We start from the raw sequence: 19,170 nt of genomic DNA, 5'->3' as shown, positions 1-19,170 counted from the left end.
CTCCCGGTGCTGCGACGACTGGTCAACCGGCTCATCCACGCGCTGTGGGTATGGGTGCAACGGATGGGTGCGACCGCGCCGGGGACCCGGTTGGCCGGCGAGTTCGGAGGCTTCGGCGAGGGCAGCTGCCTGGCGTTCCCCACCGCCACCCTGTACGGCGTGCGGTCCATCCACATCGGCACCGGGACGCTGATCGGGCGGTCCTGCACGCTGAGCGTCGGCTACTCCCCCGACGAGACCACGCTGCCGGAGCGGGGGCTGGTGATCGGCGACCGGTGCGTGGTCGGCGCGCGCACCAGCATGACCGCCCACGAGTCGATCGTGCTCGGTGACGACGTGTGGCTCGGGCAGGACGTGTTCGTGTCCGACGCCAGCCACGGCTACCAGGACCCGGAGACGCCGATCGGCGCCCAGCTCGGGCTGCACCAGCCGGTCAGCATCGGGTCGGGCTCCTGGATCGGGCATGGCGCGGTGATCCTGCCCGGTGCCCGGATCGGCCGGAACGTCGTGGTCGCCGCCGGGTCGGTGGTCCGCGGGATGGTCGAGGACCATGCGGTGGTCGGCGGCGTACCGGCGCGGGTGATCCGGCGCCTCGAGCCCGGGGTCGGCTGGAGTACGCCGGACGGCACTGGCGAGGTGAGACCGGTCTGGTCCAGCGACGAGGTGGCCGGCGTCCTGTCCGGCGAGATCGAGCCCGCCTAGCCGCACACAGCAGGACTAGGACGCCGCGAAGATCGCGTCCCAGGTCTCCTTGTCGACGATGCCGGTCCTCCGCAGGCCGGAGGTGCGCTGGAACTCACGCACGATCCGCCGGGTCTCTCGGCCGAAGATGCCGTCGATGACCGTGCACTCGCCGCCCAGGGTATTGAGCTGCTGCTGGAGCGCCTTCACGTCGTCGACCAGGTCGGTGCCGCTGGTCGTCGAGAGCGGTACGCCGGGATAAGGCCGCGCCGCGGGCGGCGTGACATCGAGACAGACCGGGACCACGGCGGTGCTGGCACGCTCAGCCGTCACCAGGCAGTCGGCCGGCCGGCCGGACGCGGCCTCGGCCGTCCCGGAGATCGTGACCTCGGTGACCGACTGGCCCGCGGCCACGGTGAGCGTGGTCCCGTCGCCGCCGCCGAGGGTCCGCGACCGCGTGTCGCCGGCCGCGACCGCGAGCGGGCTGTCGTCGGCCGGCCACTCGACCGTGCTGTCGGGCCCGGCCGCCGCACTCCCCTGCAGCGCCACCAGTACGTCGACCTCGCCCTCGTTGCGCACCGTCACCCGCGGGAACAGCTCCTCGCCGGGCGCGGAATCGTCGTCCTGGAGCACGAACGTCGCGATGAGCGCTCCCTCCAGCGCATCGCAGGAGAAGACCTGCAAAGACAGCGACTCTGAAGGCTGGTCGGTGGGTGAGGCCGAGGGGCCGGGCGGGTCGTCCTCACCACGGTCGTGGGCGACCAGCCAGCCGCCGCCACCGCCGACCAGCACCATCCCGGCCAGGATCGCGGCCGTCCGCCCGCTGACCGAACGCATCCGGCTCAGCGCATCTCCGCGAAGTCTTCGACCTGGCGCTTCGGGCCGGACACGATGATCAGGTCGCCGTCGTTGACGACGGTGTCCTGGGTGGCGTGCGTGAAGTCCTCGCCCTTGCGCTTCACGCCGACCACGGTAACGCCGTACCGCCTGCGAACGCCCGACTCCCCCAGCGGTACGTCGAGGATCTCGGCCGGCGGCCACATCTTCACGATCGCGTAGCCGTCGTCGAACTCGATGTAGTCGATCAGCCGGCCGGCGACCAGGTGCGCGACCCGGCGGCCCATGTCGTGCTCGGGGAGGATGACGTGCGGGACGCCGATCTGCCTGAGGATCCGCGCGTGCGCCTCGGTCAGCGCCTTCGCCCAGACGTCGCGGACGCCCATCGTCTCCAGGATCGAGCAGGCCAGGATCGACGCCTCGATCCTGCCGATCGCGACCACCACCCGGTCGAAGTCCTGTACGCCGAGCTGCCGCAGCGCCTGCTCGTCGGTGGCATCGGCGATCACCGTGTGGGTGAGGACGCCGGCGTACTGCTGGACCAGCTTGGGGTCGGCGTCGATCGCGAGCACCTCGGTCCCGCTGTCGACCAGCTCGCGAGCCAGCGCCTCACCGAAGCGGCCCAGGCCGATCACCACTACGCCCGAGCTCTCCCACCTAGCCAACGTCGTACCTAGCCAATGAGGGGCCGTCCTTCCGGATACTCGTATGCACGGTACTGGTCGCGCAGCGCCAGCGCGGAGACCAGCGAGATCGAGCCCACGCGGCCCAGGAACATCAAGAATATGAGGATCAGGTGCCCGGCGGCCGGTAACTCGGCAGTGACGCCGCTCGACGCCCCGACCGTGCCGAACGCCGAGATCACCTCGAACAGCACCTTGCTGAGCGACTGGTCGCTCATCGCCATCAGCACCAGCGTCGGCGCGACCACCACCGCGACCCCGACCAGCGCGACGGTCAGCGCCTGCCGCTGGGCACGCGGGTCGATCCGGCGGTCGCCGATCGTGACGTTGGCGTCGCCGCGCACCTCGGCCAGGATCACGAACAGCAGCAGGAAGAACGTCGTGACCTTGATTCCGCCGGCGGTGCTGGCAGAGCCGCCGCCGACGAACATCACGATGTCGGTGACCAGCAGCGTCTCCTCGTGGGCCTGGGCGTAGTCGATCGAGTTGAAGCCGGCCGTGCGCGCGGTCGCCGGCTGGAAGAACCCGGCCAGCAGCTTCCCGCCGAGGTCGAGCTCACCCATGGTGGCCGGGTTGCTCCACTCGAAGATCGTGACGCAGACGCCGCCGCCCAGCATCATCACTGCGGTGCCCCACAGCGTCATCCGGGTGTTCAGGCTCCACCGCCGGCGCGGCGTACGGCGCATCAGCTCGAAGATCACCGGGAAGCCGAGCGCCCCGAGGGTGCAGCCGAGACCGATCGGGATGATGATCCACGGGTCGTCGACGAAGTCGACCATGTTGTTGGTGTAGAGCGCGTAGCCGGCGTTGTTGAAGGCAGAGATCGAGTGGAACACGCCATGCCAGAGCGCCCGGCCGAGGCTCTGGTCGTGCCCCAGCCAGAATCGCAGCGTCAGGATCAGTGCAAGCACGGCCTCGATCACCAGCGTCACCTTGAATACGCCGGTGAGCACCGTGCGGACGTCGCCGAGCCCGACCGTCTGGGTCTCCTCGGCAGCGGTCAGCCGCCAGCGCAGCCCCATCCGCCGCGATACCGCCAGCCCGAGCAGCGAGGCGAGCGCCATGATGCCGAAGCCGCCGAGCTGGATCAGCGCCAGGATCACGACCTGGCCGAAGGTGCTCCAGTACGTCGCGGTGTCGACGATCGTGAGTGCCCCACAGCTGGCCCCGGTGGCGGTGAATATAGCGACGATGAACGGCGCGCCGCTGCCGTCGTCACCGGCGCGCGAGACCGGTAGCAGCAGGATCAGCGTGCCAAGAGCCAGGAAGCCCGCGAACGAGACCACGACGACCCGGGACGGGCGGGCCATGATCCAGTGCGCGCCGTTGCTCATTCGACGGCCAGGTCCTCGTCGTGGGTGCCGGGGCGGGGTGCCCAGGGCAGCTCCTTCGCGGAGCGGACGACGATCAGCCGGTCGCCGCGCGCAAGCATGGTGACGACCGGGTCGAAGTAGCGGTACACACGCTCGTCGCGAATCACCGCGATCACCTGGTCCGGCAGCGACTGGGGCTGCTTGCCGACCTCGTTAACCAGCAGGTCGCGCTCGGCGACCTCCAGGCCGACCCCGTAGGTCAGCAGGTCCTCCATCACCTCACCGAGGGCCGGCGAGACCGTGGAGAGGCCGAGGAGCCGGCCCACCGCGTCCGACGAGGTGACCACCGAGCTGGCGCCGCTCTGCCGCATCAGCTCGACGTTCTCCTGCTCGCGGGCCGACACCACGATCCACGCGTCCGGGTTGAGCTGGCGGACCGTCAGCGTGGCCAGCACGTTGGAGTCGTCGCGGTCGGTGGTGATGATGACCTGGCTGGCCCGCGCGGCTCCGGCGCGGCGCAGCACCTCTCGCCTGGTCGCGTCGCCGACGATCACCGCGAGCTCGTCGGTATGGGCCTCCTCGAGAGCCGTCGCGTCGGGGTCGACGACGACGATCGAGCTGCGCTGCCAGCCGTTGCTGACCAGGGTCTCGACGGCCGCTCGGCCCTTGGTGCCGTAGCCGATCACCACGACGTGGTCCTGGGAACTCATCTTCTTCCTCCACTGGGCGATCCGGAACATCTCCCGTCCCCGCGAGGCGAGTACCTCCAGGGTGGTGCCGATCAGCAGCACGAGGAAGCCGATGCGAAACGGGGTGATGACGAACGCGTTGACCATCCGCGCCCGCTCGGAGACCGGCGCGATGTCGCCGTACCCGGTCGTGCTGAGGGTGACGGTCGTGTAGTAGATCGAGTCGAGCAGATCGACCCTGTAGTCGTGCAGCGGGTCGTTGCCGTCGCGGTAGCCGCTGCGGTCGAAGTAGACCAGGAGCACGGTGCCGACCAGGATCGCCAGCGCGGCGAGCAGTCGCCGGCCCAGCTCCCACCACGGCGAGCGAGCCGGGTCGGGCAGCGCTACCCGGCCGTGGGTGCGCTCGCTGAAGGGGACGGCCACGGGGTTGACGCTAGTCGACCACGTCGCCGTAGATGACCACCTGGTCCGGGTCGTCCTCGGACTTCCCCGGCCGCTGCACCGAGACGAAGCGGAACGTATCGCCCTCGCGCGGCGTCTTGGCGCCCGCCGTACGCTGCCAGCGGCCGCAGAGCGTGCCGTCCTCGTCGGCGCCGTCCTGGTCGGCGACGTTGTCGCCTGACAGGCAGAGCCGGCCCTTCGACGCCTCCCAGGAGGTGACGGTGCCGGTGGTGCGGTCGGGCGTGTCGGGGCCCGCAACGACGCCGATCAGATAGCCGCCCAGCAGACAGAGAGCGCCACCGGCGACCAGGATCGGGGCAGGCAGGTTCACGTTGGCCACAGGCGTCAGTCTTTCATGGTGATCCGGGACTTCAGACGCTGCACGAGCTCAAGTCGTGCGCGCGTCGTCGTGCTCTGCGGGAACACGGTGTCGAAGGCGGCGTTCACGGCCGCACCGATCAGCACCGCGATCGAGAGCAGGTACAGCCAGATGAGTACGGCGATCGGCGCGGCGAGCGGTCCGTAGATCGACTTGCTGTCGGCGGCGGTCGCGGTCAGCACCTCGCGCAGCAGGTAGGAGCCGAGCACCCAGCACATGAACGAGAACGTCGCGCCCGGCAGGTTGAAGCTCCAGCTTGTCCGCACCGGCACGCTCACGTGGTACAGCGTCGCGAGGAAGCAGATGCACAGCACCACGACCGTCGGCCAGTAGAGCCGGTTGAGGAAGTCGACCCGATCCGGCAGCCAGTGGTCGACCAGCGACGGGCCGGCCACGATCAGCGGGATCGAGACCATCCCGGTGATCAGCCCGAGGACGTACAGCAGGAACGACAGGGCCCGGGTCTTCACGATCCCGCGGTGGCCGCCCAGCCCGTGCATGATCGTGATCGTGTCGACGAAGACGTTGAGGGCTCGGGAGCCGGACCACAGCGCGAGCACGAAACCGATCGAGATCACGTCGAAGCGGCCGCCCTGCAGGACGCTGTCCATGGTCGGCACGATGATCTTCTCCGCGGCCGCGTCGGTCAGCGCCCGCTCGGACAGGTCGATCACCGCCTGCCGGACGTCCTCCACCTGGGCCGCGGAGAACCGGTCGGCGACGTAGCCGATCGCGCCCGCGAGCGCGAAGACCAGCGGCGGGATCGACAGGATCGCGAAGAACGCCGCCTCCGCCGCGAGCCCGGTCACCCGGTAGCGCATGCAGGACGCGGCCGTCGCCACGATCAGCCGCCAGATGTCGCGGCGGACCCGCGTGAAGACCGAGCGGGTCAGGTCGTCCGCCCTCGGCTCGGCCTTGGGCAGGGCGCGGCTGTACCCGCCCGCCGCCGGTTCGACCTTCGGCTCAGTCGGCCCAGTCTTCGGCTCAGTCTTCGGCTGCGCCTTGGGCTGGGCCTGAGGCTGGGCCGTGGGCTGGGCCTGGGACTGGGTCTTCGGTTTGGTCTCGGGTTTCATCACGGGGACGGTGTCGGGGTCGGAGCGGTCGTCCGCGTCCGCCCGGTCAACCATGCGCCTACCGTAGCGATCGTTGCGGCTGGCGCTGCGGAGGTCAGGCATGAGATGCGTGATTTCGGAGGTCGGCCAGGCTCATGGTCGGCCGACGATGCGGTCGATCACACCCTGCGACACCGAGTGGTACGACGCCCGGCAAGTCGCGTAGACGGCGCGAGCACGCTCGAGCCCCGCGGACGTCGCGGCCAGCTTGGCGTAGACCTTCTTGATGTACAGCGCCCGACCGTGGCGAGACAGGAAGTCGAACATCGCCTGGTCGACCGCTGGGCGCTCGAACAGGTAGCCGGACTCGATCGCCTTCTCCAGCCAGGCGGTAGCGACCTCGATGTTGCCGCTCCCACTGAACCGGAAGAGGTCGTCGACCTCGTCGAAGCGCTTCGTCCCCAGATCGTTCGGAAGGGCCCGGACGAAGTGCACCCACTGCTGGCTCACCCAGTCCGACGTCGCCAGGGACTCGGCGGAGCTGCCGGCGAGCAGCGCGGCGACCTCGGCGTCCACCCGATCGAACGCGTCCGACGGGAAGTGCGGCTCGTTGCTCGGTACGCCGGGGCCGTGGATCCACGCCTCGATCTGCAGGTCCTGGTCGGTCACGCCGGCCGGCACGAGCAGCTCGCTGCGCAGGTAGGCCAAGAAGGTCTCGGTGTCCATCGACTCGAACGCGAACCGGTCGAAGTAGCCGCGCAGGAACGCGTCGAACCGCTCCCGCCCGACCGCCGCCTCGACGGTGCGGAGGAACAGCGACCCCTTCTCGTACGGCACCTTCACCGGGCCTTCCGGATCCTTGCCGGCGAGGTCCGCCACCAGCCAGGTCTCGCGCGGGGTCAGCTGGGCGATCGCGTCGTCCAGCTCCTGACGCCCGAGGCGGAGGAGCATGCTGGTGAACGCAGGACCGAACACCTCCTCGTCGATGCGGGTCTCGAAGTAGACCGTGAACCCCTCGTTGAGCCACAGGTCGTCCCAGGTTGCGTTGGTCACCAGGTTGCCCGACCACGAGTGCGCGAGCTCGTGGGCCACGAGCGTCACCAGCGAGCGGTCGCCGGCGAGGATGGTCGGCGTCGCGAAGGTGAGCCGCGGGTTCTCCATGCCGCCGTACGGGAAGCTCGGCGGCAGCACGAGCAGGTCGTAACGGCCCCAGCGGTACGGGCCGTACAGCCCCTCGGCCGCCTCCACCATCTGTTCGGTCTCGGCGAACTCCCACGCCGCCGCGTCGACCACCGTCGGCTCGGCGTAGACGCCCGTGCGGTCGCCGAGCGGCCGGAACTCCAGGTCGCCGACCGCCAGAGCGACGAGGTACGACGGCACCTTCGTCGGCATCGAGAAGCGGTAGACCCCGTCCACGTTGCGCTCGGTCGGGTTCTCCGCGCTCATCACGGCGAGCAGGTCGGCGGGCACCTGGACGACAGCGTCGTAGGTCGCTCGCACGCCCGGGCTGTCCTGACAGGGGAACCAGGAGCGGGCGAGGATCGCCTGGCCCTGCGTGAAGAGGAAGCGCTTCCCGGACGCGGTCTGCTCAGGCGCCAGCCACTGGAGTGCTCGCGCGTCGTCGGTCGTGGCGTAGTGCACGACCACCCGGTCGGACCGTCCCACTCGGATGGTCAGCTTCTGGCCGAGCACGGGGTCGTGCTCGCCCAGCTCGAACAGCAGCTCCACGCCGTCGGCGTCCGTCACCCGGAGGACGTCGAGCCGCCAGGTGTCGAGGATGACACGGTCGGCGGCGGGCGAGCGGCGGTCGAGGTCGAACGCGGCGGTTCCGGTCAGCCGCTGGTCGTCGAAGTCGACGACGAGGTCGAGCGCGAGATGTGCCACCGCGATCTCGTTCGGAAGCGCGTAGGAATGGGGGTCGTCGGCATACGGGCGAGGCATGGCCGTCAGGTTAGCGGGCGAGGAGCTCCGCGCCGTCGTGGACGGTGACGGACAGATCGCCGTCGGTGAGCGGATCGGACAGGAGCGCGACGGAGCACAGGACGCCCGGCAGTTCGACGTCGGCGAGCGCGAACCGCTGCTCCGGGTCGGGTCCGTACGCCAGCACTGCGGGCGCTGCGTCCGGTGGGCTCACCAGCACCGTCCGGAGGTCGGCGTACAGGCCGATGCCGGTGGCCTTGACCACCGCCTCCTTGCGCACCCAGTACCGCAGCAGGTCGCTGGCGGTGAGGCCCCGCCGCCGCTCGGCCGGTGCGAGCAGCTGTTCGGTCACGTCCCCGATGTCGCTGCGTGCGGCGTCCTCGACGTCGACGCCGACCTGGTGGCCGGCGCAGGCGGCGACCAGGACCGAGCCGGAGCAGTGCGCGACCGAGAGGTACGGCGCGCCCGCGACGCGCGGGACGCCGTGGGGACCACCGCACTGGGGGCAAACCCGCTCGACCCGGACCTCGGCCGGCCCGACTCCGAGTGCACGGCCCGCGATCGTGCGCACCAGCAGCGCACCGCCCACGGACAGGGCCGCGTCCTCGGGCCGCTGGTAGCGGGCTGCCCGCTCCCGCTCGGCCGGGCTCAGCGGCCCTTGGTCGAGGGCGGCACCGGTGATGCGGAGAACCCAGATGTCGACGAGCGCGGTCATGCCCGGATCATGCCGGGTCGGTGCTCGACCGCGCGTGATCGACGCTCGAGAGGCTCTCGGCGAGCTGCCGCCGCGACGAGATCCCGAGCTTGATGTAGACGTGGCGCAGGTGGTACTCGACGGTCTTCGGGCTCAGGAACAGCGCCGCCGCTGCCTCGCGGGTGGTGCGTCCGTCGGCGAGCAGCCGCGCCACCTGGAACTCCTGCGCGGTCAGCTGCTGGGTGACCGCGCCGGCGCGCCGAGGCACCCGCTCCCCGGTCGCCGCGAGCTCGGTGGCGGCGGCCTCGGCCCAGGGCCGGGCGGAGAGCCGGTCGAAGTCGGCGAGCGCGCGACGGAGGTGGTCGCGGGCCTCGCTGCGGCGGCGGTCCCGGCGCAGGTAGGCGCCGTAGGCCAGCGCCGTACGTGCCCGCTCGTAGACCTCGGCGGTGTCGGCGTGGAGGGCCAGCGCCGCGGTGAAGTTGTGGTCCGGGTCCACTCCGGCGACGGCGAGCGCACGGTGTGCCCGGGCCAGCGCCCACGGCTGGCCCTTCGCAGCGGCGACCGCCTGGAAGCCGCGGGCCTCCGCCACGGCGGCCTCTTCCTGGCCGGTCCGCATCAGGCAGTCGACCACCTCCGGCGCCGGCGACAGGTCGGCGTCGCGGACGCCGAGCTCGCTGGTGAGCGCGTGCGCGGAGCGATAGTGGTCCAGCGCAGCTTCGGTGTTGCCGATTCCGGCCTCCAGGTCACCGAGCGCGAACTGCAGCCAGACCCGGCCCAGGTTGTTGCGGCTGTGCCGGCAGGCGAGCTCGCCGTCACCGGCCGTCACCCGGGCCTCCGCCTCCCGCCCCTGGCGGGCCAGCAGCCAGGCCAGGCCGGCCAGCGACGCGCCGAGCTCGGTGCGCTGGCCGGTCTCCCGGGCGAGGGTGACCGCCTCACGGTAGGTGGCGTCGGCGGCCGCCCAGCGGTCGGTGGTCGCGTCGTCGCGGGCCACGTGGAACAGCAGGTAGGGCAGGCTGCCGATGGCCGCGCTGTAGCGGACCTGGGTGATCACGGTGTCCAGCAGCGACCGGGTCACGCCGGTCTCGCGCAGCCACAGGTGACCGCGGACCAGCCAGGTCAGCCACTCAGCGTCCTCGGTGTCCGGATCGCCGTCCAGCGCGGCATCGGCGACCGCGCGCCGGATCCGGAGCACCCCCGCCTCTCCGTCGTCGTTGATGATCATGCCCATGCCGGACGCCAGGTCGCCGGTACGGCGTGCCCGCGCCGTCAGCTGCCGCCCGGCCAGCTTGGCCAGCTCGGCGACGCCGATCCGGATGGTGTCCATGTGGCCGAGGTAGATGTTGGAGTAGACCAGCTCGGCCAGCAGCATGGTCGCCTGGTCGGGATCGTCGGCGCCCGCGGCCCGGCCGGCCTCGAGGAGCAGCGCGCTGGCGTCCTCCAGCGATCCGCAGCGCGCCAGCACCATGCCCTGGTGGGCCAGCGCGGCCGTCCGCACCGCCTCTCCGCCCGCGCTCCGGCCCGCCTCGTCGAGCAGGGCCACCGCCCGGTCGGAGAGCCCGCCTGCCCAGGCCTCCTCACCGGCGGCCAGCAACAGGTCGGCCCGGCCGACCGGATCGGTGTCGAGGCGGGCGGCCCGCTCGAAGTAATGGGTCGCGACGGCGTGGGCACTGCGGTTCGCGGCCGACTCCGCCACCCCGCGCAGGACGGCGGCCACCTCCGGGTCGGTCCCGAGCGTGGCCTCGGCGAGGTGCCAGGCGCGGCGCTCGGGGTCTCCGTCGGTCAGGGCGTTGGCCAGCACCCGGTTGGCTCCCCGGCGCTGGGCCGGGTCGGCGGCCTGGTAGATCGCGGCCCGGACCAGCGGGTGCCGGAACCTGACCTGGCCGGCCACCGGGTCCACCTCCAGCAGCCGGATCCGCTCGGCATCGGCGAGTGCGGCGATCTGGGTGCCGCTGGCCGCGCAGGCCCGCTCCAACGTGGCCAGGTCGACGTCGCCGGCGGCCGCGAGCAGCAGCGCCGTCCGGGCGGCGGGCTCCAGGCTGCCCAGCTGGGCGGCGTACGCCCGGACGATCAGCTCCGGCACCGGCCCGCCCGGTCCCTCCCGTTCCAGCACCTCCGGCAGCGCCACCATCTCGAGTACGGCGAGCGGGTTGCCGCCGGTGACCTGGTGCAGTCGCTGCAGCTGCTCGGTGGTCAGCGGCCGGTCGGACACCAGGCGGCGGCTGGCAGCCAGGTCGAGGCCGCTCAGCTCCAGCCGGTCGAGGTCGCCGAGGAGCTCCTCGACGCCGAGGTCGGGACGGACGCCGATCAGCACCACTACGGCGTCGGTGAGCAGCCGCCGTGCCACGAAGGAGACCGCGTCGAGCGAGGGCCGGTCCAGGTGGTGCATGTCGTCGACGACCACCAGCAGCGGCTGGTCCTCGGCGGCGCGGCAGACCAGGCTGAGCACCGACGCGGCCACGGCGAACCGGTCCGGTGCGGCGCCGGCGCGCAGTGCCAGCGCCCGAGACAGCGCCTCGGCCTGCGGCTCCGGGATCTTGTCGAGCAGTGGCAGCAGCGGGCGGAGCAGGCGGGACAGCCCGCCGAATGGCAGATCGGTCTCCGACTCGACGCCGACGGTGTGCAGCACCTGCATCTCGGTGTCGCCGGCCATGGCCTGGGCGTGGGCCAGCAGCGCGGTCTTGCCGATCCCGGCCTCGCCCACGACCACCAGGGCGCCGCTCGAACCGGACCGGGCGGCCGCCAGCAGCCGGTCGACGGTACGCCGTTCGCGCTCCCGTCCGACCAGTTCCCTCCCGACGAGCACGGTCTCGATCGTAGCCAGCCGACGCAGACCAGGGGGGTCACCTGATGCGGCGGCTGCGCCCGCGCTCCTAGCGTCATTGCTCCCACCACAGCCTCGGGCAGCAACCAAGGAGCAGCACCCGTCATGACCGACGTACAAGAGTCACCCACCGCCACCCCGCAGCTGGACCCCGACAAGCTGATGTCGTTCGTCTTCCGAGCCGTCGACGAGGTCGGGGCCACGCTGAACGCGGGCCTGGTCGTCCTCGGCGACAAGCTCGGCTACTACCAGACCATGGCCGACCGCGGTCCGATCACACCCACCGGACTGGCCGAGGCGACCGACACCGGCGAGCACTATGCGCGCGAGTGGCTGAACGCCCAGGCCGCGGGCGGGTTCGTGAGCTACGACCCGGGCACCGGGCGGTACACGCTGCCGCCGGAGCAGGCGGTGGCGTTCACCGACGAGTCCAGTCCGGCGTACCTGCCCGGGCTGTTCCAGATCGCGCTCGGCACCGTGGCCGACTCCGCCCGCATCGTCGCCGCGGCCCGGGACGGCGCCGGCCTCGGCTGGCACGAGCACAACGCCGACGTACACCACGGCTGCGAGCGGTTCTTCCGGCCCGGCTACAACGCCCACCTGGTGGCCGACTGGCTGCCCGCCATCGGCATGGTCGACCGGCTCAACGCCGGCGCCCGGGTCGCCGACATCGGCTGCGGGCACGGCTCCTCGACGGTGCTGATGGCGCAGTCCTTCCCGAACTCGACGTTCGTGGGCTCGGACTACCACCCGGCCTCGATCGAGGTCGCCCGGCAGCGCGCGGCCGAGGCCGGCGTCGACGACCGGGTGAGCTTCGAGGTGGCCAGCGCCCAGTCCTTCCCCGGCACCGGCTTCGACCTGGTCACCACCTTCGACGCCCTGCACGACATGGGCGACCCGGTGGGCGCCGCGCGGCAGGTGTACGACGCGCTCGCCGATGACGGAACCTGGATGGTCGTCGAGCCGATGGCCGGAGACCGCGTCGAGGAGAACTTCAACCCGGTCGGCCGCGCGTACTACGGCTTCTCGACCCTGCTGTGCACGCCGGCGTCGCTGTCCCAGGAGGTCGGGCTGGCGATCGGCACCCAGGCCGGGCCAGCGCGGATCCGCGACATCACGACCGCCGCCGGGTTCAGCGGGTTCCGGTCGGCGGCCGAGACCCCGTTCAACCGGGTTCTCGAAGTCCGCAAGTGACACACTGAGTCACGACGAAACCCTGTGACGGTGACCGATGCGAGCACGAACTCCCGACGCCCACGGCTTCGTCGAGCGCGACGGCGTCCGGGTCGGCTACGAGGTCTTCGAGGCGGCTGACGCCGGTGACCCCGGCGATCCAGCCGCGCCGACGGTGCTGCTGATGCCGACCTGGTCGATCGTCTCCTCCCGGTCGTGGAAGGCGCAGGTGCCCTACCTGGCCCGGCACTTCCGGGTGGTCACCTTCGACGGCCGCGGCTCCGGTGTCTCGGACCGGCCGGTCGGCACTGCGGCGTACGTCGATGCCGAGTTCGTGGCCGACGCGCTCGCCGTACTGGACGCCACCGAGACCGAGCGGGCCGTGGTCGTCGGCTTCTCGTGTGGCGTCCCGTGGTCGCTATTGCTGGCGATCGAGGCGCCGGAGCGGGTGCTCGGCCTGGTCGCGATCGGCGCCGCGGTCGGGCTGGTGCCGGGTCTGGAGGAGCGGACCCGGCACGCCTTCGAGGAGCGACCGGCCGACGAGGAGCTGGCGAAGCCGGAGTCGTGGGCGAAGTACAACCGGCACAACTGGCTCGAGGGCGACTACGACGCGTTCCTGCGGTTCTTCTTCGGCCGGCTGGTCGCCGAACCGCACTCGACCAAGCAGATCGAGGACATGGTCGGGTGGGGCCACGAGATCCCGCCGGAGCGGCTCGTGGAGACCGAGGAGGCCCGCTCGCTGTGCCGGAGCCCAGAGTTCGCCCGGCGGATCGCCGAGGTCGAGACGCCGGTGCTGGTGATCCACGGCGACGACGACCGGATCCGGCCGTACGCCGAGGGCGTGCACCTCGCCCAGGTGACCGGCGGGACGCTGATCACCGTCGAGGGCGGTGGCCACGCCCCGCACGCCCGCGACCCGGTCCTCGTCAACCGGCTGCTCAAAGACTTCGTCGACCGCGTGGTCCCCCGGCCCACCAAGCGGACCTGGGTGCGCGCCGTACGCCGGCCCAAGCGGGCGCTCTACCTGTCCTCGCCGATCGGCCTCGGGCACGCCCGTCGCGACCTGGCGATCGCCGACCAGCTGCGCAAGCTGCACCCCGACCTCCAGGTCGACTGGCTGACCCAGGAGCCGGTGACCTCGATGCTGCGCGCGGCCGGCGAGCGCGTGCACCCGGCGTCAGCGTGGCTGGCCAACGAGTCGGCACACATCGAGGACGAGGCGGCCGAGCACGACCTGCACGCCTTCCAGGCGATCCGCCGAATGGACGAGATCCTGGTCAACAACTTCATGGTCTTCGACGACCTGGTCCGCGACCAGCACTACGACCTGGTGATCGGCGACGAGGCGTGGGACGTCGACTACTTCCTGCACGAGAACCCCGAGCGCAAGCGGTTCTCCTACGCCTGGCTGACCGACTTCGTCGGCTGGCTGCCGATGCCCGACGGCGGCGCGGCCGAGGAGGCGCTGACCGCCGACTACAACGCGGAGATGATCGAGCAGCGGGCGCGCTACCACCGGCTGCGGGACCGGTCGCTGTTCGTCGGCGGCCCCGAGGACGTCGTACCGGCTGGGTTCGGGGCCGGGCTGCCCGCGATCCGTGAGTGGACCGAGGCCAACTTCGAGTTCACCGGCTACGTCACCGGCTTCGAGCCGCTCGGTGCCGGCGAGCGGGCACTGCTGCGGGCGCAGCTTGGCTACCGCGACGATGACCTGCTCTGTGTGGTGACCGTCGGCGGGTCCGGGGTGGGCGCCCCGCTTCTGCAGCGGGTGCTGGACGCCGTACCGGCGGCGCGGCGGGCGGTGCCGGAGCTGAAGTTCCTGGTGGTGTGCGGCCCGCGCATCGACCCGGCCTCACTCCCCCGCCGCAACGGAGTCAAGGTCCGCGGCTTCCTCCCCGACCTGCACCGCCACCTCGGCGCCGCCGACGTCGCGATCGTGCAGGGCGGGCTCACCACCTGCATGGAGCTGGCCACGCACCGGGTGCCGTTCCTGTACGTGCCGCTGCGCCATCACTTCGAGCAGAACTTCCACGTCCGGCACCGGCTGGAGCGGTACGGCGCCGGCCGCTGCCTGAGCTACGACGACGCCAGCGACCCGGCGCTACTGGCCGAGGCGCTGGCCGCGGAGGTACGGCGCACCCCGGACTGGCTGCCAGTCGAGACCGACGGCGCCGTCCGCGCCGCCGCCCTCCTGGCCGACCTGCTCTGAACGGTGCTTGAAGTTGGTCAGGTTCCGCCGATACCTCGATAGAGGACATTCCCCGACTCGTCCTTGACGACGTAGTCGTAGGTGTCGTCGTTGCGGTCAGCGGCCGGATCCAGGAAGCGTGCTGCGAAGTGGCCATCAACCACTGGGATCACGAAGGCATCCCCGCCACCGCGAATGGTGACCTCGAGCACCGTTGCATTCATTGCCTTATGGCCGCGCACGCCGTAGACGTCGTGCAGGCTGCCGGAACCACTGCAGAGAAGCCCGTCGTCCAGCTGGTTGTCGACCATGATCTGCCTGGTGTCGCCGCACGAGAGCCCGAAGCCGAACGGCGAGGAGCCCGGCACCGGGGACTGCACATGCTCATTCTCCTCGGCCTCGGTCCGGGTCGGCAGCAGTACCGTCTGGCCGGTCCACCCTTGGATCGGTGATTGTGGCGATGGACTCCTGCTGGCCCACGCCCTTCCCCAGTCAGGCTCAAGCGAGCAGTACGCGACGTAGTCGTTGGTCGAGCGCAGCACTGCCTCCACTCCCTCAGCGGCACCGACCGCATTGACCACCTCCCAACCGGCGAAGTCGTAGCCGGCGACGGCGCCGCATTGTCGGAGCAAACCAGCGCTATCGTGACTGTCCGCGATTGGCTCGGTGATCCGGTGCCGGTCCCGCTCGGACTTGGTGAATGGCACCTCACACCCAACGAAGTCACTGTCGGCAGTCAGGCTCCCCCGGTCGGCCCGGCCAAGCACGATCGCAGCCCCCACATGGAGTGGCTCGGAGTCGGACGCGAGCCTCCAGTCGGCGTCCGGCGGGTAACCCTGGGACTCCAGTACGGGAGCACAGCGTTCGAGCGCCTCCTCGAGGCTCAGCTCGATCGGGTGGTAGGCGCCGACGCCGGAGTCTGGATCCGGCCCGGCCTCATCGACGCTGCGCAGCCCGGGCAAGGGTCCCCCGCCGAGCACGACCGCGGCCGCCGCTGCGGCTGAGGTGGCGACGACGGTGGCACCGACGACCATTCGGCGGGCACGCCGGCGGCGGGACCGCTCCCGGGCCCGGGCGAGCAGCTGCGGTCCGGTGGCCGGTTCCGCGACCGCCCTGTCGTCGGCTGCGTCGCGCAGGAGCGTGTGCAGGTCGTCGGTCATGCGACTACACCTCCGGAGAAGTCGACGTTGGTGAACCCGCGTCGTTCCAGCGCGTCGCGCAGGTCCTCGAGTCCCCGTTTGGTCTGGCTCTTGACAGTGCCTTCGGCGCAGGCCATCACGATCGCCGTCTCGGCCACACTGAGCTGGAGGTAGTAGCGCAGCACGACACAGGCGCGCCGCCGCGGGGGCAGCTCGGAGAGGGCAGCGAGCACCAGCATCCGGTCGGCCACCCCGTCCATGTCGGCGCTCACCGCCGGTGGGTTGGGCGGCTCGACGAGTGCCTCCCGATGCCAGGGCCGGCGCCGGTTGTCAATGAACGCCCGGACCAGCACCCGCCGGGCGTAGGGCATCAGCCCTTCGTGGTCGCGGATCCTGGGCCACGCGTCGTACATCTTGAGCAGCGTGTCCTGCGCGACGTCCTCGGCCCGATGCCAGTCATGGCACATCAGGTACGCCATCCGGCGCAGGTCGCGCATCGCCCCGGTGGCGAACTCGGCGTACTCGTGGTCGTACGTACGGCCCATCGAACCTCCTGACCTCACCTACTCTCACGGAGGCAACGAGCAAAGGGTTGCTCGACGGCCCGAATCGCTTCCGCCGACCTGCAACGCTGGCCGCATGACGGATCGCGGAACGGCAGTGGTGACGGGCGGCAGCCGCGGGATCGGCGCGGCGGCGGCGATTGCGCTGGCGGCGGACGGCTGGGACGTCGGTGTGAGCTACCGGACGCGGTCGGAGGATGCCGAGCAGGTGGTCGCCGCCCGCGAGAGGCTCGGGCGGAGGGCGGTCGCCGTACAGGCTGAGGTGTCGGAGCCGGCCGAGGTCGAGGGGTTGTTCGACACGGTGTCGGCCGAGCTCGGTCTAATCGGGGCGGTGGTCAACAACTCCGGCGTGGTTTCGCCGGCCGGGCGGGTCGCCGACTACGACGTCGAGCGGCTGGAGCGGGTGTTCCGGATCAACACGATCGGCGCGTTCCTAGTCGCGGGGTCCGCCGTACGGCGGATGTCCACCGAGCGCGGCGGCCGGGGCCGCGTGATCATCAACGTGTCATCGCGGGGCGCGGTGCTCGGCTCGGCGGGTGAGTACGTCGACTACGCGAGCAGCAAGGCGGCGGTGGACACGTTGACGGTCGGGCTGGCCAACGAGGTCGCGAAGGAAGGCATCCGGGTGCTCGGCATCCGGCCCGGCCTGATCGAGACCGAGATCCACGAGCCGGGGCGCCTGGACCGGATCGGCACCACGCCGCCGCTCGGGCGACCGGGCACGGCGGACGAGGTCGCGGCGCTGATCGCGTTCCTGGCGTCGGATGGTGCGTCGTACATGACCGGCTCGATGGTCGACGTCGCCGGCGGCCGCTGACTTCGGCGTCTGTTCCGCGAGACCGCCCCGCCAGATCGTCCCGACCGAATCGGTCAGCTCGGCGTCAGGAGCTGGCGGCAATGGTGGTCGAGAGCGCCGGCACCGGGTACGCCGCGCCGCACGAAGGCGCGGAGGTGGTGGCGCGCATCGAGGATCGCTGCCCGGTGCCGGGCTGAGGCGACGCCGGTCATGAACTCGAAGGCCTGCTGCCAGGATGCGCAGGCCTCGTCGGCCTTGCCCTGGGCCGCCTGCTGCGCCCCGACCGCGGCGAGGTTGAGCGCATGGACACGCCGATAGCCGACCGGCGAGCGGGCCCGCACCGCGGCGAGATGCGCTTGCTCGGCCGCCGCGTGGTCGCCGAGCGCGGCCCAGGTCTTCGCGGTGTGCGACGCAACCGTCCCGGCCGGTGGTCCGCTGATCGGCCACGCCGGGTTGGGCTCGCCGCCCTCGGCTCGTGTCAGCTGGTCTTCCGCCTTGATGACGCTGCGGGCGGCCCGGCGCTTGTCGCCAGCAGCACCGTGAGCTCGAGCAGACGTGATGGTGAAGACAGCCTCGGTGCTCGGTGAGACCCGCCCGTTGACCATCCGACAGGCTTGCTCTGCCAGCGCCACACACTCGTCCGGGCGACCGAGGTCGAGCGCCTGATGCGCAAGGATCCGCAGGACCCACGCGGCCGGAACCGGGTCGTCCGCCTCGTGGGCCAGCTGCAGGGCGTGGGCGTAGTAGTGCTGCGCCAGGCCCTCGCGGCCAAGGTCGTGCGCCTTCCATCCGGCCAGGTAGGCCAGCCGCGCGGCTGCCTCGAACATCGCGGCGCGGCTCGCCTCCTTCTGGTAGCGAGCGCGCAAGTAGCCGTCGACGTCGGTCACGAGGTATTGGACGACCGTGGCGCGGCCGTGGCCGCCGCCCAACATCTCATCGGCCTGCTCGAAGGCGTCGACCATGTGAAGAACGGTGGCCACCTCGGCGTCGCCGACGAGCCTGCCGCCAGGAGTAGTCCGACGCCCCCGGCCGCGAGCATCGGCTTCCTGTAGCCAGGCAAGCGACATCGGCAAGAGGGCGGCCGAGTACAGGATCGACCGACGATCAAGCCGGAGGAAAAGGTCGTCTTTGCCGAGGCTGGCTAAAGCATGCGGGTCCGAGCCGAACGCAGTCGGCACGGGCTGTGCGTCGCCGAGACCGACCTCGGCGATCCCGACGGCCCGCCCGGTCAGACGGGTCAGCGCCTCGGCGACGTACGCCGGTGTTCGGCCAGCCGGCCGGGTTCCACCGAGCCAGTGCGCCACAGAGGATCGGTTGGTGCGGAGCCGGTCACCATTCTCTGCGGCGACCCGAGTGACCGCGCGGGCAAGCACGTCATACGAGCAGCCAGCCTCAGCAATCACCGCCGCCAACTGGTGGTTCCGCGGCATCGTCAGTTCGTCCCGTTCTGTCCGTTTAAACACGCTAAACGCTGCGGTGCCCTGACCCTACTCCCCTGTCGGGCCGCGGTCGCTCAGGCTCGAAACATGTCCTCCACAAAGCAGCAGCACCGTCTGGCGGCAGAGCCGGACGAGTCCAGCGTCCGCCGGGTCCGAGTCTGGTTCGGCTCCCACATCGTCCGTGAGCACGCCGCCGGCCAGACCCAGGCCGAGCGCTACGTCGAGGCGATGAGCCGGCGCTTCCTCGGTCTCCGAGTGACCGTCGACTCGGCGCCGCTCAGGGGCGATGCGGCGGGCCGCCTGGACGCCCTGCCCAGCGAACGGCTCTGGGAGCTCACGCCGTGAAGTTGACCTCGTTCGCG

At 71.2% G+C, this 19,170-nt stretch carries 17 protein-coding genes; 5 read left to right on the top strand and 12 right to left on the bottom strand.

From position 1 onward, the window contains the following. The first annotated feature begins 6 nt into the window (after positions 1-6). Positions 7-702 carry an acyltransferase gene (locus DDV73_RS29525; RefSeq protein ID WP_276310134.1) on the top strand — a complete coding sequence of 232 codons (696 nt, stop codon included), beginning with the start codon at positions 7-9 and terminating at the stop codon, positions 700-702. A 15-nt stretch (positions 703-717) separates the two neighbouring features. Here the strand turns inward: DDV73_RS29525 and DDV73_RS18885 are convergent, their stop codons facing one another. The 9 genes from DDV73_RS18885 to DDV73_RS29520 form a co-directional block, all read right to left on the bottom strand. Continuing rightward, complete coding sequence (locus DDV73_RS18885; RefSeq protein WP_109508805.1) at positions 718-1,518, bottom strand: peptidoglycan-binding domain-containing protein; 801 nt, start codon at positions 1,516-1,518, stop codon at positions 718-720. Positions 1,519-1,523: 5 nt separating this feature from the next. Continuing rightward, the gene (locus DDV73_RS18880) at positions 1,524-2,183 is read right to left on the bottom strand and encodes a potassium channel family protein (protein ID WP_206050953.1); all 660 of its coding nucleotides are present in this window, start codon (positions 2,181-2,183) and stop codon (positions 1,524-1,526) included. A gap of 8 nt (positions 2,184-2,191) precedes the next feature. Further along, positions 2,192-3,535 (bottom strand): TrkH family potassium uptake protein, encoded by a 1,344-nt coding sequence (locus DDV73_RS18875; RefSeq protein ID WP_109508803.1) that lies wholly within the window; start codon positions 3,533-3,535, stop codon positions 2,192-2,194. Beyond that, on the bottom strand, positions 3,532-4,626 hold the full coding sequence (locus tag DDV73_RS18870) for a potassium channel family protein (protein ID WP_109508802.1): 1,095 nt from the start codon (positions 4,624-4,626) through the stop codon (positions 3,532-3,534). The genes DDV73_RS18875 and DDV73_RS18870 overlap by 4 nt, the downstream gene beginning before the upstream one ends. Before the next feature lie 10 nt (positions 4,627-4,636). Then, the gene (locus tag DDV73_RS18865; protein WP_109508801.1) at positions 4,637-4,984 is read right to left on the bottom strand and encodes a hypothetical protein; all 348 of its coding nucleotides are present in this window, start codon (positions 4,982-4,984) and stop codon (positions 4,637-4,639) included. 5 nt (positions 4,985-4,989) lie between these two features. Then, positions 4,990-6,150 (bottom strand): YhjD/YihY/BrkB family envelope integrity protein, encoded by a 1,161-nt coding sequence (locus tag DDV73_RS18860; RefSeq protein ID WP_240617362.1) that lies wholly within the window; start codon positions 6,148-6,150, stop codon positions 4,990-4,992. A gap of 78 nt (positions 6,151-6,228) precedes the next feature. Beyond that, positions 6,229-8,016, bottom strand: coding sequence for a hydrolase/aminopeptidase (locus tag DDV73_RS18855; RefSeq protein ID WP_109508800.1), 1,788 nt, complete (start codon positions 8,014-8,016; stop codon positions 6,229-6,231). A 10-nt stretch (positions 8,017-8,026) separates the two neighbouring features. Then, the gene (locus DDV73_RS18850; protein ID WP_109508799.1) at positions 8,027-8,710 is read right to left on the bottom strand and encodes a 4'-phosphopantetheinyl transferase family protein; all 684 of its coding nucleotides are present in this window, start codon (positions 8,708-8,710) and stop codon (positions 8,027-8,029) included. Positions 8,711-8,717: 7 nt separating this feature from the next. Beyond that, positions 8,718-11,492, bottom strand: a complete 2,775-nt coding sequence (locus DDV73_RS29520; protein WP_276310132.1) for an ATP-binding protein — start codon at positions 11,490-11,492, stop codon at positions 8,718-8,720. A 123-nt stretch (positions 11,493-11,615) separates the two neighbouring features. On the opposite strand from DDV73_RS29520, the gene DDV73_RS18840 reads away from it, so the two are divergent. Together DDV73_RS18840 and DDV73_RS18835 are read left to right on the top strand one after the other, a co-directional pair. Continuing rightward, positions 11,616-12,704 (top strand): class I SAM-dependent methyltransferase, encoded by a 1,089-nt coding sequence (locus DDV73_RS18840; protein ID WP_109508798.1) that lies wholly within the window; start codon positions 11,616-11,618, stop codon positions 12,702-12,704. A 37-nt stretch (positions 12,705-12,741) separates the two neighbouring features. After that, positions 12,742-14,892, top strand: coding sequence for an alpha/beta fold hydrolase (locus DDV73_RS18835; protein ID WP_109508797.1), 2,151 nt, complete (start codon positions 12,742-12,744; stop codon positions 14,890-14,892). Positions 14,893-14,909: 17 nt separating this feature from the next. Here DDV73_RS18835 and DDV73_RS18830 read toward each other — a convergent pair whose 3' ends face one another. Beyond that, the gene (locus tag DDV73_RS18830; RefSeq protein ID WP_109508796.1) at positions 14,910-16,031 is read right to left on the bottom strand and encodes a hypothetical protein; all 1,122 of its coding nucleotides are present in this window, start codon (positions 16,029-16,031) and stop codon (positions 14,910-14,912) included. Beyond that, positions 16,028-16,555: a SigE family RNA polymerase sigma factor gene (locus DDV73_RS18825; RefSeq protein ID WP_109508795.1), complete on the bottom strand. Its 528-nt coding sequence runs from the start codon at positions 16,553-16,555 to the stop codon at positions 16,028-16,030. The genes DDV73_RS18830 and DDV73_RS18825 overlap by 4 nt, the downstream gene beginning before the upstream one ends. A gap of 94 nt (positions 16,556-16,649) precedes the next feature. Between DDV73_RS18825 and DDV73_RS18820 the strand changes: the two genes are divergently transcribed. Next, positions 16,650-17,390: an SDR family oxidoreductase gene (locus DDV73_RS18820; protein ID WP_109508794.1), complete on the top strand. Its 741-nt coding sequence runs from the start codon at positions 16,650-16,652 to the stop codon at positions 17,388-17,390. Positions 17,391-17,443: 53 nt separating this feature from the next. Here the strand turns inward: DDV73_RS18820 and DDV73_RS18815 are convergent, their stop codons facing one another. Further along, positions 17,444-18,331, bottom strand: coding sequence for an NsdA family TPR-like regulatory protein (locus DDV73_RS18815; RefSeq protein ID WP_154402810.1), 888 nt, complete (start codon positions 18,329-18,331; stop codon positions 17,444-17,446). A 564-nt stretch (positions 18,332-18,895) separates the two neighbouring features. Here DDV73_RS18815 and DDV73_RS18810 point away from each other — a divergent pair. After that, positions 18,896-19,153, top strand: coding sequence for a hypothetical protein (locus tag DDV73_RS18810; RefSeq protein ID WP_109508792.1), 258 nt, complete (start codon positions 18,896-18,898; stop codon positions 19,151-19,153). Positions 19,154-19,170: the final 17 nt, after the last annotated feature.

The organism is Nocardioides speluncae (genome assembly GCF_003121585.1).
Taxonomy (GTDB): Bacteria; Actinomycetota; Actinomycetes; order Propionibacteriales; family Nocardioidaceae; genus Nocardioides; species Nocardioides speluncae.
Note: the sequence above shows the minus strand (reverse complement) of the source record. Positions and strands in the feature narration are given on the sequence as shown.

Excerpts from the sequence above, each read along its gene's own strand:
- DDV73_RS18875 (WP_109508803.1), bottom strand. The coding sequence starts at position 3,535 with ATGAGCAACGGCGCGCACTGGATCATGGCCCGCCCGTCCCGGGTCGTC.
- DDV73_RS18850 (WP_109508799.1), bottom strand. The coding sequence starts at position 8,710 with ATGACCGCGCTCGTCGACATCTGGGTTCTCCGCATCACCGGTGCCGCC.
- DDV73_RS18815 (WP_154402810.1), bottom strand. The coding sequence starts at position 18,331 with ATGGTCGACGCCTTCGAGCAGGCCGATGAGATGTTGGGCGGCGGCCAC.
- DDV73_RS18830 (WP_109508796.1), bottom strand. The coding sequence starts at position 16,031 with ATGACCGACGACCTGCACACGCTCCTGCGCGACGCAGCCGACGACAGG.
- DDV73_RS18825 (WP_109508795.1), bottom strand. The coding sequence starts at position 16,555 with ATGGGCCGTACGTACGACCACGAGTACGCCGAGTTCGCCACCGGGGCG.
- DDV73_RS18855 (WP_109508800.1), bottom strand. The coding sequence starts at position 8,016 with ATGCCTCGCCCGTATGCCGACGACCCCCATTCCTACGCGCTTCCGAAC.
- DDV73_RS18885 (WP_109508805.1), bottom strand. The coding sequence starts at position 1,518 with ATGCGTTCGGTCAGCGGGCGGACGGCCGCGATCCTGGCCGGGATGGTG.
- DDV73_RS18860 (WP_240617362.1), bottom strand. The coding sequence starts at position 6,150 with ATGGTTGACCGGGCGGACGCGGACGACCGCTCCGACCCCGACACCGTC.
- DDV73_RS18840 (WP_109508798.1), top strand. The coding sequence starts at position 11,616 with ATGACCGACGTACAAGAGTCACCCACCGCCACCCCGCAGCTGGACCCC.
- DDV73_RS18820 (WP_109508794.1), top strand. The coding sequence starts at position 16,650 with ATGACGGATCGCGGAACGGCAGTGGTGACGGGCGGCAGCCGCGGGATC.
- DDV73_RS18810 (WP_109508792.1), top strand. The coding sequence starts at position 18,896 with ATGTCCTCCACAAAGCAGCAGCACCGTCTGGCGGCAGAGCCGGACGAG.
- DDV73_RS18835 (WP_109508797.1), top strand. The coding sequence starts at position 12,742 with ATGCGAGCACGAACTCCCGACGCCCACGGCTTCGTCGAGCGCGACGGC.